Origin of the sequence: Acinetobacter sp. 3657, from assembly GCF_031456775.1 — a bacterium.
Taxonomy (GTDB): Bacteria; Pseudomonadota; Gammaproteobacteria; order Pseudomonadales; family Moraxellaceae; genus Acinetobacter.
Window position 1 is genome coordinate 1 of record NZ_JAVDVH010000012.1, and the last position, 13,598, is coordinate 13,598.

14 protein-coding genes and 4 tRNA genes are annotated in these 13,598 nt (G+C 42.1%); all 18 read right to left on the bottom strand.

Annotated features, from left to right (window positions below):
* Positions 1-143, bottom strand: a 143-nt coding sequence (locus J2Y37_RS12435; protein WP_228156027.1) for a GTP-binding protein, incomplete at its 3' end; no start/stop codon positions are given.
* Between the two features lie 165 nt (positions 144-308).
* Positions 309-383 (bottom strand) — tRNA-Thr (locus J2Y37_RS12440).
* Positions 384-400: 17 nt separating this feature from the next.
* Positions 401-476, bottom strand: a tRNA-Gly gene (locus J2Y37_RS12445).
* Between the two features lie 33 nt (positions 477-509).
* A tRNA-Tyr gene (locus J2Y37_RS12450) sits at positions 510-593 on the bottom strand.
* Positions 594-645: 52 nt separating this feature from the next.
* Positions 646-721 (bottom strand) — tRNA-Thr (locus J2Y37_RS12455).
* Positions 722-819: 98 nt separating this feature from the next.
* A complete protein-coding gene (trpE, locus tag J2Y37_RS12460; RefSeq protein ID WP_349033020.1) occupies positions 820-2,313 on the bottom strand; it encodes an anthranilate synthase component I in 1,494 nt (497 codons plus the stop codon).
* A gap of 96 nt (positions 2,314-2,409) precedes the next feature.
* Positions 2,410-3,102, bottom strand: coding sequence for a phosphoglycolate phosphatase (locus tag J2Y37_RS12465; protein ID WP_349033021.1), 693 nt, complete (start codon positions 3,100-3,102; stop codon positions 2,410-2,412).
* Between the two features lie 71 nt (positions 3,103-3,173).
* Entirely contained in the window at positions 3,174-3,782 is a 609-nt protein-coding gene (locus J2Y37_RS12470) for an FHA domain-containing protein (protein ID WP_004668254.1), read from the bottom strand.
* A gap of 78 nt (positions 3,783-3,860) precedes the next feature.
* Entirely contained in the window at positions 3,861-6,074 is a 2,214-nt protein-coding gene (gene gspD / locus J2Y37_RS12475) for a type II secretion system secretin GspD (protein WP_349033022.1), read from the bottom strand.
* Between the two features lie 38 nt (positions 6,075-6,112).
* Complete coding sequence (locus J2Y37_RS12480; RefSeq protein WP_349033023.1) at positions 6,113-6,952, bottom strand: type II secretion system protein N; 840 nt, start codon at positions 6,950-6,952, stop codon at positions 6,113-6,115.
* Positions 6,952-7,695, bottom strand: coding sequence for a type II secretion system protein N (gene gspN, locus J2Y37_RS12485; RefSeq protein ID WP_034594874.1), 744 nt, complete (start codon positions 7,693-7,695; stop codon positions 6,952-6,954). The genes J2Y37_RS12480 and gspN overlap by 1 nt, the downstream gene beginning before the upstream one ends.
* A 178-nt stretch (positions 7,696-7,873) precedes the next feature.
* The gene (locus J2Y37_RS12490; RefSeq protein WP_004668250.1) at positions 7,874-8,200 is read right to left on the bottom strand and encodes an H-NS histone family protein; all 327 of its coding nucleotides are present in this window, start codon (positions 8,198-8,200) and stop codon (positions 7,874-7,876) included.
* Between the two features lie 373 nt (positions 8,201-8,573).
* Entirely contained in the window at positions 8,574-9,014 is a 441-nt protein-coding gene (locus J2Y37_RS12495; protein WP_004668248.1) for a thioesterase family protein, read from the bottom strand.
* Positions 9,015-9,022: 8 nt separating this feature from the next.
* Positions 9,023-10,216 carry a heme biosynthesis protein HemY gene (locus tag J2Y37_RS12500; RefSeq protein ID WP_349033024.1) on the bottom strand — a complete coding sequence of 398 codons (1,194 nt, stop codon included), beginning with the start codon at positions 10,214-10,216 and terminating at the stop codon, positions 9,023-9,025.
* Between the two features lie 6 nt (positions 10,217-10,222).
* On the bottom strand, positions 10,223-11,056 hold the full coding sequence (locus J2Y37_RS12505) for a hypothetical protein (RefSeq protein ID WP_005194704.1): 834 nt from the start codon (positions 11,054-11,056) through the stop codon (positions 10,223-10,225).
* Positions 11,053-11,829 carry a uroporphyrinogen-III synthase gene (locus J2Y37_RS12510; protein WP_349033025.1) on the bottom strand — a complete coding sequence of 259 codons (777 nt, stop codon included), beginning with the start codon at positions 11,827-11,829 and terminating at the stop codon, positions 11,053-11,055. Before J2Y37_RS12510 ends, J2Y37_RS12505 begins: the two co-directional genes overlap by 4 nt.
* Positions 11,829-12,746 (bottom strand): hydroxymethylbilane synthase, encoded by a 918-nt coding sequence (hemC, locus tag J2Y37_RS12515; RefSeq protein ID WP_349033026.1) that lies wholly within the window; start codon positions 12,744-12,746, stop codon positions 11,829-11,831. Before hemC ends, J2Y37_RS12510 begins: the two co-directional genes overlap by 1 nt.
* Positions 12,747-12,856: 110 nt before the next feature.
* Positions 12,857-13,594, bottom strand: coding sequence for a LytTR family DNA-binding domain-containing protein (locus J2Y37_RS12520; protein ID WP_349033027.1), 738 nt, complete (start codon positions 13,592-13,594; stop codon positions 12,857-12,859).
* Positions 13,595-13,598 lie beyond the last annotated feature (4 nt).

The following is a 13,598-nucleotide window of genomic DNA, read 5'->3' on the forward strand; positions in this document are numbered from 1 at the left end:
GAGTAATCTTTCGCTTCACCGCCGTAAGTTTTTGCACAAATAGTTGCAATCGCAGCAGTTAAAGTTGTTTTACCATGGTCAACGTGACCAATTGTACCCACGTTTACGTGTGGTTTATTACGTTCAAACTTAGCCTTAGCCATTTGACTTTCCTCGTTTACGTCGACACCAGTTTAGAGAAAACAACCCTGAAACACTTTTCTTATCGACATTCGCCTAAAAAAACTAAACACCCAATACTTGAAAAGCAGACTATAATAGCCTGCTTCTTTAAATCTTTTGTAGAAAAATCTACTAAGCTGTATATCTGGAGCTCTTATCGAGATTTGAACTCGAGACCTCTCCCTTACCAAGGGAGTGCTCTACCACTGAGCTATAAGAGCGATGTCTTCGATAATAATGGAGCGGGAGACGAGGTTCGAACTCGCGACATGCAGCTTGGAAGGCTGCCACTCTACCAACTGAGTTACTCCCGCATGTTGGTACTTACCACTTCAATCGAAGCTAAATGGTGGTGAGAGAAGGATTCGAACCTTCGAAACTTTCGTAGCAGAGTTACAGTCTGCCCCCTTTGACCGCTCGGGAATCTCACCACATCACACTTACACAGTGCTGTTCTTTACTCAAAATATCAAAACCTTAAGATGGTGCCGGCACACGGATTCGAACTGTGGACCTACTGATTACAAGTCAGTTGCTCTACCAACTGAGCTATGCCGGCGTTTCTTAGTGTTTCGTACGTTTCGTATCGGAACGGTGTGCAGTTTAGCAAAACTTACACATGATGCAAGCAGTTTTTTTAGAAAAACTGCGAAAAACTCATAAAATCAATCCGTTTGACGATAATTCAACCGCTTTGATCACTGCGCGTGCTTTTATTTGGGTTTCATTCCACTCTGACTCAGGATTTGAGTCAGCAACAAGCCCCGCACCTGCTTGTACATAGACTTTTTCATCGCGAATCACACAAGTACGAATCGCGATCGACATATCCATTTCGCCATGCCAGCCCAAATATCCAACTGCACCGCCGAACACACCTCTTTTTACAGGCTCAACTTCATCAATAATTTCCATGGCACGAATTTTGGGAGCGCCTGAAAGTGTCCCCGCAGGAAAAGTCGCCTTAAAAACATCTAAAGCATCGACATCATCCCGCACTTCACCTTGTACATTGGAAACAATGTGCATGACATGCGAATATCGCTCGATCACCATTCGGTCAGTCACTTGCACTTTACCGATTTTAGAAACACGGCCCACATCATTACGACCTAGATCGATCAACATTAAATGTTCAGCGATTTCTTTTTCATCAGACAGCAGATCTTGCTCTAATGCCAAATCTTCTTCTTTGGTCTTGCCTCTTGGACGCGTGCCTGCCAAAGGTCGTACTGTCGCAATGCCATTTTCCAAGCGAGACAAAATCTCTGGCGATGAACCTACGATATGAAACGGTTTTTGATCTGTCAGGGTTTGACCTTGTACCAAAAACAAATAGGGGGATGGGTTTAAGTGACGTAAAGCACGATAGACTTGTAATGCCTCACCATCAAAATCAGAGACCATACGCTGCCCAGGTACAACCTGCATGACATCCCCTGCACGGATGTATTCTTTTACTTTTTCAACTGTTTCGATGAACTTTTCTTTGCCCGTAATCGATTCAAAATGCGGTGCAGTATGTGGTTTCGCTTGCAAACTTACTGGTATTGCAAGCAACTGTTCAAGCTGATCAAGTTTCTCTTGCGCCTTTGCATAAGCATCTTCTTGATGAGCATCGACGTGATGAATCAAAAACAAGGTGTCTTTTAAATTATCAAATACAATCACAGTTTGAGACAACATCAACCATAAATCTGGCAAAGTCACTGGATCGGCTGCTGGGATATTTTTGAGTTTTGGTTCGATATAGCGCACTGCATCATAGCCCAAATATCCAACCAAACCACCGGTAAAGTTAGGTAAGTCAGGTAGTTCCACTTGCGTCGGCACTTTAAATTGGCTTTGAAAGTCACGAATATATTGAAATGGATCACTGCAACGCTGCTGGGTCACAGACCCATCCGCCTGCTGAACGGTTAAAACGCCTTCATTACATGAAAAAACGGTCGACTCACCCAAGCCAATCATGGAATAGCGCGCCCAATTTTCCCCACCTTCAACCGATTCAAATAAATAAGCATGTTTGTGCTGTTTAAACCGTGCAAAAACAGAAAGTGGCGTTTCAGTATCCGCCAAACGTTGGCGGTAAACAGGTATCGTGTTATAGCCTGCTGATTTTAGTTGTTCAAATTGTGCGAATGTGGTCATGGGCATTCTCTATGCTTTTAGCTCTATGGTTTCGATTTTTTTGCGTTTCCTTGTTTCAATTGCGTCAAGCCCGCCATCGAAAAACCATAACAACATTCATGCCCCACTCCTCACTCGATCTTCTTCAATCAACTCAACTAAACTATCAACCACTTGTTGCGGCTGACAGTCATAGATACTTTCTCCATGATTATAGCCATAGCTGACCACAATACAATCAATACCTGCGCGTCTTGCTGCTTCGACATCATTGCTCGAATCGCCAATCATCAAGCTTTGTGATGCAGATGCATTTTGACTTTGCATGCAGTGCAGTAAAGGCAAAGGGTGCGGTTTTCGCTCAGATAAGCTATCCCCACCAACGACCATTTTAAAATACCGACTCAATTCCAAAATATCGAGGATACCTTTTGCTAAATGTGCAGGTTTATTGGTAACACAGACCATCGAGATATCATGCGCTTGACAATACTCCAAAAAGGCGAGAACACCATCATAAACAGTGGTGTTCACACACAACTCTTGCGCATATACCTGCATAAAAGTTTCAAGCAATTGCTTTTGCTGCTGTGCATCTACCTGCCCAAACAAATGTTCAAGCACAGTTTCACATAATCTCGCTGCACCTTTGCCAACCCACTCCCGAACCTGCACTTCGGTTACTAAAGGCAAGCTCAACTTCTCCAAACTCAGATTCATGGCGCGATACAAATCAGCGGCAGAATCCACCAACGTTCCATCAAGATCAAATAGGATCAGATGACGACTTTGTAACTGTGCAACAGACATGATACTGACTCTAGAAAATAAAAAAGGCATACCTATTATGGAATGCCTTTTATTGTAAAGACTTAGACTGATTATTTAAAGAACAGCCAAGCAACCATCGCCAAAATGATCAACACAATAATCGAAATCAAACCAACCGAAGCATTTTTTTGTTGCTGTTTTTCCTGCATCAAAGGTGATTCAGTTGCAACTGGTGGTTGTTCTGAAGCAGTTTGAACATTTACATGTTCAGGAATTGGTGCTGGTTTTGGAATCGCAACTTGCTGTGGCATACCATCACGGCTAATCGGAGTCTCAACTGCACGCTCAGCAATACTCGGCATACCTTGATCGTGCGCAGCAGATGAAATAGGTTCGATTTCAATCTCTGGCAAATCTATATCCATCGTTGTAGGCGCAAAAATCGAGAATGTAAAACTCGCAAATTGCAAAATATCACCATCATGCAATTCGGTTTCTTGCTCAATACGCAGATCATTTACAAACGTACCATTGGATGAATTTAAATCTTGCACCCACAGCATTTGATCTTTGAGCAATAGCGCCGCATGACGACGTGAAATATCCGCTGATTGCAATAAAATATCAGCATCCTGATGTCGTCCGACCAACATATCACGCTCGATCGTGATTTCTTTCCCCGTAAACTCACCTGTAATGGCTTGCAATTTCCAAGTCATAAACACCAATCCTTATCCTGATTTATTGATTATCGGTTCTGGCAATCTTAACATTGTGACATATGTGCTTGTGTGCATCTACTGTGAAGATGCAGGATGAATCGTTGTCGTGGTCACTGTGTTTTTACTTCGCTCTACTGAACGCTTTTGTAAAGGTGCTTCCACCGTCGCAACTGGCGTTGTCACAACCGCTGTTTGGCTTTGTGTGGCTGTTGGCACGTTTTGATAAGGTGAGGCATTCACCGCAGGTTGTTGACGATAAATATCGTTTACACTCTCAGGTAGTTTTGCAAAGTTGCCATTTTTATCCATCGAAAGCTGCAAGCTATAAAGCTGATTATAGCGTTGCTGAGAGATACGACGGATATCATCCGAATCCCCTACAATAGTCGGATGGATAAACACCAAAAGATTACGCTTTTCGTTGCTTCGAGTATCTGCACGGAATAAACGTCCTAAATACGGAATATCGCCTAACACAGGGATACTTTGGCGAGTTAGACTAGTATCATCAGAAATCAAACCACCCAAAATCACAGTTTGTCCATGATCAGCCAATACCGAGGTCTTAATCGCCCGTTTACTGGTCACCAAATCTGTTGCCTGCCCTCGATTAGGCTGAACATTTGAAACCTCTTGTTCAACCTCAAGACGAACCGACCCTCCTTCACCAATATGAGGCACAACTTTCAGCGTTATCCCCACATCCTTCCGTTCAACCGTCGTATAGGGGTTTACGGTACTGTTACCCTGAGTTGCAACTGACCCTGTGACAAATGGCACATTTTGCCCCACGACAATATAAGCTTCTTCATTATCCATTGTGACAATTGATGGAGTCGATAAAAAGTTCGATTTAGTATTCGCTCTCAGCGCTTGTATCAGCGCACCGTACGCCCTGCGTGGGTTTTCAAAATTCCCGACACCTATTGAAGCACCATCTCCCAAAGCACCTGCTGCACCTGCTGCACCGCCAGTTAAATAACCAGCTGCAATTTTGGACAATCCAGAACCAAGATTTGAAAAGTTAACCAGTCCAACACCGCTACTTAGATCACCTAGTACCCATTGCACACCGAGTTGATCGGCATCACTACCCACAATCTCAATAATCGCAGCCTCTATCAGCACTTGCTGACGACGGGTATCCAATTGTTGAATTGCGGATTCAATTTCGCGCATCAACTGCGGATCAGCCTTAACCACTAAAGCATTCTGCGTACTGTCCGCAATAATACTGACACCGCCACCATTGAAGCTGGTCACATCATTTTGGCGGTTATTAAAGCCACTGTTGAGGCTAATCCCCGAACTACCTGATGAATTCCCTGACGAGCTTGTGCTTTGGTTATTTGAAATCAAATTATTGATCGGATTTGATGCATTACTATTGTTTGATGAAGCAGATGAAGCAACCGACTGACCAGAAACTAAACCTTGTAAAATTTCAGCGAGACTTTTTGCGCTGGCATATTTCAAACGAAAGACTTTCAAACCACCCAAACGATCTGCCGATGGCACATCCAACATCTCAATGATTTGACGCAAACGCTTACGTGAATCAGGATCACCTTTGATTAGAATACGATTGGTGCGATTGTCAGCAACGATACGTACGCGTGATCCCACAAAGTCTTTTGCTGCACCTGTTGCACTCATGGTTTCCAACAAAGTGATCACTTCCTCAGCCTGACTCGACTGCAAGCCAATCGCCTCAATATCGTTCTGACCCGTACCATCCAAGTTACGTACAATATTTTCAAGCTGATAAATATTGGCGGCGCGATCCGAAACAATCAATGCATTGGTTCCAGCAACTGCTGCCAAGTGTGCAAACTGCGGCATCAATGGGCGTAACGCAGGAACCAGATCATTTGGATTGGTATTTTGCAACCAAATCACCCGAGTTACGATCTGATCACCACCTGCACGATTGCGCCCATCGTAAGGAATACCAGCATTTTTTACATTACTGTCTGGTACCAAACGAATGGTATTTCCAGAAGGCAATGCCACCACACCATTAACGCTAAGCACCCCCAAAAACAGATCATAAACCTCATCTTTATTGAGCGGTTTATTCGAAATAACAGTCACATTGCCTCGTACACGAGGATCAACCGCAAAGTTCTTACCTGTAATATCTGCAACTTCGTTAATAAATGCTGCTAAGTCTGCATCACGTAAATTGATCTTCCATGTCTGTGCGTGTACATGGGTACTGATTGCCGCAACCAAAGGCGCTGCAGCAAGTAATGCCCAAAGTGGACGATGATGATTCAAAGAAGCCATAACCTGCACTTATTCCTAACTAATGTGATGACGTGTTATCACTGAAAACTCTGTTGTATGGTCATCACTTGATCACCACGTTTTATTTCTATTTTGGCATGTCCTTGACGACGTACTTGCTCTAATAATTGTACTTCGCTAAGTCCTTGCCCAACTGTCTGTCCATTGACCGACAGGATACGATCACCCGAGCGCAAACCCAATGTATTTTTTAAATTCGCTGGCGTTTGATCTGATATTTCATAACCATCGGTCCCACCGCTTACACCCATATTTTTCAAATACTGTTCACGGTTGTCTTGCATCTGTTGAATCGCTTGACCCAATGCAGACTGCGGCGCGTTCTGAACAGGTTCTGGTGTTTGAGGAGGGACATTATTCGGATTGCTAATAACGGGGTCGGCTGGTTGATACAACCCTTTATCTATTCCTTTAAATTTCACTTCTCGTGTCGCACCATTCCCTTGCTTCAATACCACATGATCCCAATAGACTTCCACCAACTGATAAGAGGTCGAAGCCAAGGTCTCACCAACGCGATAACGCTCAGCCGTATCATTCAGCTTAATAACCGCTGAAGACAAGAAACTCGGCGAACCCAAGAGAACGCCTTGTAATTCTAAATTGATATTGTCTTGAGCCGTTGTCGCTGCAGGCTCATTAAATAATGCAAATGAACTGATGTTGGGAACTTGGGCTTGCTGCGAACCCAGTTCAACTCGATCAAATTGCATCGGCTGTGGCGGAGCAACCACCCACCAAAATAAAGAAGCCAGTTTCCAGCAGAGCCATAAAATAAGCAAGGCTAAAATCAAAGGACCGAGTTTATCTAACTTTTGCCAACGCAGTTGTTGTATTTTCTGCATCCATGCGTCCATCACAAACCACCCTGCAGCAATGGCTGACGTGAACTAATAACAAAAGTTTCAAGCCCCGCTTTGCCTTGATAAGACGGAACATTCAAAAGCATGCGCTGTGTCAATTGCACATCGAGCATAAGACTGGCATCTACACTTAAGTTTGCCATTTTTTGACTACGCTGATCACGAACATCAAGTTGTAATTGTCCGTTGCTATCTTTTAATTCAGCAACCAGTGAAGGCATATTCATACGATCTTGACGTTGACCAAAAGTATAGGTCAGCTCACCTCCACCCCAGTTCAATCGCCCTTCTGTTGCACTGAAGCCTTTTTCTTTCTGATAGTTTAATTGCACATCGGCAAGCTGAATTGCATTCTCTGGCCACTGCCAGTCTGCAAAATATTTCAATGTTTCAGGTGAAATTTCACCGTTCAAATCCTTAATCACGATTTTTTTCCCCAAACCATAACCAAAGATACCGTTAAATTGAGTATTGCCACTATGTATATCAAGATTGGCGCCTAAGCGAAACAACAACAGATCCAAAGGTCTCGTTTTCCAATGCACCGAACCCCGTAGCTGACCACGTTGCCAATCCGCCTGCCCCTGCCAAATATTGCCACTGACGTTATGTAATAATTGATTATCTTTAGAAAATTTCGCAATTAGCCATGTTGCTGGAATCTGTAAAATAATAAAAATTAAAAATGCAAAAATGGCGAACAACCACCATCTCCATTGCTTGGTTTTTTTCTTCATCCTACCCATACCAACATACAAAATATCATCCTTTTTGAAATATTCGCTCTGAATGACATTATGCATAATTTTTCAACATCGCCAATTCTCTCATATAAAAAAACCAAGCTTTTTCAGCTTGGTTTTTTTATAAAGGATAAAGTCAGCGTATGACAAAACGATGACTTTTAAAACTTACTTAGATTAAGAAATCTTCAAGTTTTGCACCTTTTTCTAACTCAGCAACTAACCAGCGCGGTTGTTTACCACGACCAGTCCAAGTTTCCTCAGTATTGTTTTTATTACGGTAGCGTGGCTCTACAGCTTTACGTGTTGTTTTCTTACGCTTTTGCTCACCCGCTGCCAATAACTCTTCAACCGTAAATCCAATGCCTTCAGCAATCGCAACGATTTGATTATATGCATCTTCAACAGCTTGGTCTTTTTTACTCGCAATCAATACTTCTGCTTCTGCTTGCAGACGCTTTAAGTCTTCTACCGATAAATCACTAATATCTGGTTTCATCCGAACCACTCCAACTCAATAAGGAAAAATATATATCACGCAAAAATAAAATGAATTCAAAAATTCAGTTCAATATTAATTTATAAGCAATTCACTAATCAATATAAGAATAGTCGATTTAATGGCACTATAACAAAAAAATTGCTTTTTATTTACAATAAACTTCAAAAATATAAACCCAGCATAAAATATTTATTTATCTATTTTAATTTAAACCCATTCCAAACTGATCTTAACAGTGAGCATATTAAGCCCAATAAAAACACTTTTCATCCTATTGATGAGAGCGAGATTCAATTACCATCATTATTATTTAAACAATAAAAGAACCCCATTATACATACCGCCAATAAAGACATAATTGTCTTTATAATTACGAGTTTAGCTCCAAATCATTTCCAACACTCGCTTCAAGCTGAACGATTTTCTGTCTAATAAGTTCTGGAATATTCGATTTCTTTGAGCTTACTTTATCAACACAGACAATTACCGCCTCACCTGTTGCAACAATCTCGTTTTGAGTTTCACTCCATAAAACATATTGCATTCGAAATGCACTGTTTCGAAGCTCTTCAACTTTCGCACCAATATGCAAGACATCAGGGTAAAATACAGGTCTTAAATACTTACATTGGCTAGAAGCAACCACAGTCAATATATCTTGATCGAATATATTTAATGCCATTAAATAAACAATTCGGGCGCTTTCCATATAACGATAATATTGCACATTATTTACATGGCCAAAAGCATCCATATCCCCCCAAGCAACAGCTTGCTTATGCACAATTGGATAGACAGACAATTCATTCATATTTAGACTCATAGCTTAAAATTAAGAAAATTAACATCATTTTCAAATATTAAATTCAACTGTTTGATTAAATCAAGATTATCCCCAAGCATTGACTTAATTCGTAAATAACTCATTAAAATATTATCAGGATATAAAGTTAATAATTGTTCTGCTTCAAGGTGTCGTTGAGTTGCCACATAAATATGCCACTTTGCAAAGGTCAACATTGGCACACTGGTATAGCGCTGTTCGAGCTGCATAATGCGTTGTTCAACATAACTATAATCGGGGATTTGCTTTAACAACTGTTGTTGGAACCACAGGTAAAATACTTCTGGATCAAAATGCTCTTGCAACAAATGTAAAGCCAAGTCTTCGTGCTGCACACTCATCTCTGGCATCCGCGCCAATAATTTTAGCCAGAGCACCTTACTCGTATAGGGGCGAGCTTGAATTTCACTTTGCAACGCGAGATAACGCTGCTGTAAAGCTGCCAAATCATCAACTGAAGCCTGATCAAACTGAATCAAAAGCTGTTGCAACCATAAATCACGATGCGCTGGGTCAAGTAGACCAAATTGAGTCGTTTGCAGAAATAACCAAGGCTTTTGTAAAGCAAGTTTGCCCCAAAGCGCAGTCATACGTTGCTGATAAGCTGTTTCTACTTCAGCCAACCATGGAGAAAGTTGGTGCTGTGTCAAAAACTCCAAGTGTATCAGTGCCTTTTCGGTCTCTTGTTGTGCTAGAAAAATATCGATTCGTTGCAGTTCTGCCAGCTCAAAAGCCATCGGGGCTGAGCGATCCAAGCACTGCAAGGCCGTATCAAAATCACCATTTTTATAATCAAATTGTGCATCAACGATCGGACTCAACAAACCAGATTGAGTAAAAACACGCTCAATAAACACCTGCTGATCTTTGGCTGAGTCTAGCAACCAAACGATGCCAAGCTGCTCATAAGGGTGTAAATCTTTAAAATGTAGCGCCGTTTCTTTTTTGCGTTGTTCACGCACGATGTAACGCTTACTAAATAACCACAAGAGTTGTGTCAAGAAACTCACAAAAACAAACAGTGCGATCAATCCCCATGCACTGCTTTGAAATTGCCAATCACGCCAGTAAATATAGGCATAGCCATGCCCATAGCCATAGCTCAATACAGCAAACAGGGCAAATAACAATAAACTTGCAAGTAAATAGATCCGTACTAAATGCTTCATTATCGATTATCCCAACAAGCCTAATGTGATTAATTTTGGTGTTGGTACTGCAGGAAGATTTAAAATTTTATCTAATCGTTGCTTCATTTTCTGGCTATTCTGATCAGGCAATTCAGCCAATAATTTCATCACCTCTTGAATCGACTTACGATATTCAATTAATTGCCCTTGATGCAACGCTTGCGAGGCAAGCAATAAGCGCAACTGAGCCTCTTTCAAGGTAATATTACGATGCATTAAATCAGGTGAAGAACGCTGAATTTTTTCCAACTTAAACCACTGCCACCATGCAGATGATTCATTTTTTGCAATCGTCACTTTAGGATTTTGCAGCTCTTGCTGGATTCGCTGATCAATTTCCTGCAATAAATCTTGTAGCTGTTGCTGTTGTTGGTCTTGAGTCAGAATATATTGCTGAATCGCTTGTTTATCTTGTTCAATTGCTTTAACAAGACTGTGCTGCAATGCAGGCGATAGCGCGGACTGAGCAATATGCTGATGCACCTGATTCAAATGATCCAGTGCATAAGTGAACTGCTGCTGATCTAAAGCAAACTGAACCAGTTGCAATTGTTGTTGAATTAAAATGACTGGGGCAATCCCCGTCGTTATGATCGGTGTCATGCTGTAATCAGTAGACGCGGTAGTTGCAACACCACTATTTTGTAATTGACGCTGTACGGCGACCAATTGGTCATTCAATAATGCATAACGCTGGTCTGTTTGAGCAAGTTGTTGTTGAAGTTGCGGAACACTCTGAGCATTTTTCGCAACGTCATAACTCAGCTTGGCTAGCCACAATATACTCAGCAGCAGTATCAAATACACAATTTTTCTCATACCTTTCCTTGCCAGTCACGCATGCGTTGAATAATCTCTGATGCAGATAAATTTTCAAGCTGAATAATGTTAATCGCGTCGCCTAGTTGTACTTGCGAATCTGTTAGAATTTTTGTCAATCGCTCGCCCAAAACAAGATAAATCCACTGTACATCACTGGGATGCTGAGCACAAAGTTGCAACCAATTTTGCCAACTGGCCTCACTACTCACCAGCACAGCAGTAGGTTGATTAGGATCAAGTTTTTGCACAATCTTTAAAAACCCAGACCTACTTTGCTCAGGGCACTGACGGCGGTAAAGCACAAAATTAAGGATAGAGACACCCTGCTGCTGCAATTGTTGCATCATAAATTGCCGCCCGCCTTTGCCCCGCCAGAAAGCGATTTTATTTAAATTTTCTCTTTGTTTTAAAATTGGCAACTCGAGCATTCCTTCCGAGTTTTCCACATCAGGAACATCGCTGGCAATATTAAATTTCATCAGCGCTTGTGCGGTTGCCTGCCCCACCGCAATCCACTGGATATGCTTGAGCTGCGTCAACTGGATACCAGCCTGCTGCAAATAATGCATACCAATTTCAACAGCCGTCGGACTCACCACGACGATGATTTCAGTTTCATCGAGTTGCTGATAAAGGTGTTGTAATACATCAGAAAAAGGTTCAGCAACCAACTCAAGTAATGGCAAAGCCTCGACCTGATAACCCGCCTCAAGCAACGCTTGGGTGAGTGCGTCTGCGCGATCTTCAGGACGAGTATTGATAAAAAGCATTAATACAACGCTTTCAATAATTCACCCGCACCTTGATCAAGTAGCCGCTGTCCAAGCTGCTCTCCCAACTGCTCCGCCTCTGCCGCCGTACCGACCATTTGCTCTTTCAGCAAGGTTTTACCATCAACGCTACCGACTCGCCCTTCAATCAGTAATTGATCATTGACTAAAGTGGCATAGCCTGCGATTGGCACTTGGCAGCCACCCTCCAAATAAGCATTAAGGGCGCGTTCCGCACGGACACAAATCGAGGTTTCTTCATGTTGCAAGGGTTGGATCAATTTAAGCAATTCTGCATCATTTGCGCGACACTCCAAGCCTAGAGCACCTTGTCCAACCGCAGGCAAACTCACCACAGGCGTTAAACAATGACGAATTCGATCCGCCAAACCTAAGCGTTTCAAACCTGCGCTGGCCAAAATAATGGCATCATACAAACCGTCATCCAGCTTTGCTAAGCGTGTGCCAACATTACCTCGTAAATCAATGATTTCTAGATCTGGGCGTTGTTGTAAAATTTGGCATTTACGACGTAGACTCGATGTTCCAACTTTTGCACCTTGTGGTAATGCATCAAAATGCTGATATTGATTTGAAACAAATGCATCTAAAGGATCTTCACGCTCACAAATGACTGCAAGCGTTAAACCTTGTGGCAAGTGCATTGGCACATCTTTCATGGAATGGACTGCCAAATCAGCACGACCATCCAACAAAGCGGCTTCCAACTCTTTCACAAACAATCCTTTGCCCCCAATCTTGGCTAATGGGGTATCTAAAATCTTATCGCCTTGTGTCACGAACTTAACCAGTTCAACCGTCAAATCTGGATAAAGCTCGTTTAAACGAGAACGAATATGCTCCGCCTGCCAAAGTGCAAGAGGGCTTTGTCGAGTCGCAATTTTTAAGGTTTTCATAAATCCAAATTAAGTATTGATCAAGGCAATTGTTCCAAACTTAACTTGATCCCCTAAAATTGCAAGCAAAAAATCATAAAGCCGCCCATACGCTGCCAAAAATACGGCATTTATAATTGATGCATACATTCTCTTAAACTAGGTAAATGACGGCGACTGACCGACAGCCGCTCATCCAGTTCACGTAATCGTACCTGATATTGTCCTGCGGCAACCAACTCAAGACCTTCCAAATAATCAAGAGAAACCAATGCATTTCGATGAATTCGAATAAAACGATCCGCAAATTCCAACTCTAAATCTTTGAGTGTTTCATCAATCAGTACACTGCCACTTTTATGACGCACGGTGACATATTTTTGATCGGCCAAGAAATAATAGACACTGTCTAATGGAATCAGCTCGACCCCACGATAAGTTTTCGCGGCAATTTGATGACGCTGATTTTTTACATCATACAACTCATCTTGTTGCAAACCCGTCATTTGAGCCTGAGTCAGTTGGGTTAAATGCTGAAATACCTGTTCTAAATCTTGGAGTGCTACTGGTTTTAGCAAATACCCTTGCGCTTGAAACTTAAATGCTTCCAGTGCATGTTGATCGTAGGCTGTACAAAAAATAATGGCAGGGCGAGGATTTAAATGACGCAGTTGTTCTGCACATTCCAAACCATTCATTCCAGGCATTTGAATATCTAATAAAACGACATCAGGCGAAGCATTTTCAATATGACTTAACACATCTTGTCCATGATGTGCAGTCGCAACGACTTCATGCCCCATTTGAGTAACTAAACGTGATAAACGCTCTACCGCTAGCGGTTCATCATCCGCAATTAGGACTCTCATCCTT

Excerpts from the sequence above, each read along its gene's own strand:
- gspN (WP_034594874.1), bottom strand. The coding sequence starts at position 7,695 with ATGAAGAAAAAAACCAAGCAATGGAGATGGTGGTTGTTCGCCATTTTT.
- J2Y37_RS12495 (WP_004668248.1), bottom strand. The coding sequence starts at position 9,014 with ATGAATGAATTGTCTGTCTATCCAATTGTGCATAAGCAAGCTGTTGCT.
- J2Y37_RS12470 (WP_004668254.1), bottom strand. The coding sequence starts at position 3,782 with ATGACTTGGAAATTGCAAGCCATTACAGGTGAGTTTACGGGGAAAGAA.
- J2Y37_RS12505 (WP_005194704.1), bottom strand. The coding sequence starts at position 11,056 with ATGAGAAAAATTGTGTATTTGATACTGCTGCTGAGTATATTGTGGCTA.
- J2Y37_RS12465 (WP_349033021.1), bottom strand. The coding sequence starts at position 3,102 with ATGTCTGTTGCACAGTTACAAAGTCGTCATCTGATCCTATTTGATCTT.
- J2Y37_RS12480 (WP_349033023.1), bottom strand. The coding sequence starts at position 6,952 with ATGGACGCATGGATGCAGAAAATACAACAACTGCGTTGGCAAAAGTTA.
- J2Y37_RS12500 (WP_349033024.1), bottom strand. The coding sequence starts at position 10,216 with ATGAAGCATTTAGTACGGATCTATTTACTTGCAAGTTTATTGTTATTT.
- J2Y37_RS12520 (WP_349033027.1), bottom strand. The coding sequence starts at position 13,594 with ATGAGAGTCCTAATTGCGGATGATGAACCGCTAGCGGTAGAGCGTTTA.
- hemC (WP_349033026.1), bottom strand. The coding sequence starts at position 12,746 with ATGAAAACCTTAAAAATTGCGACTCGACAAAGCCCTCTTGCACTTTGG.
- J2Y37_RS12490 (WP_004668250.1), bottom strand. The coding sequence starts at position 8,200 with ATGAAACCAGATATTAGTGATTTATCGGTAGAAGACTTAAAGCGTCTG.
- J2Y37_RS12510 (WP_349033025.1), bottom strand. The coding sequence starts at position 11,829 with ATGCTTTTTATCAATACTCGTCCTGAAGATCGCGCAGACGCACTCACC.
- trpE (WP_349033020.1), bottom strand. The coding sequence starts at position 2,313 with ATGACCACATTCGCACAATTTGAACAACTAAAATCAGCAGGCTATAAC.
- gspD (WP_349033022.1), bottom strand. The coding sequence starts at position 6,074 with ATGGCTTCTTTGAATCATCATCGTCCACTTTGGGCATTACTTGCTGCA.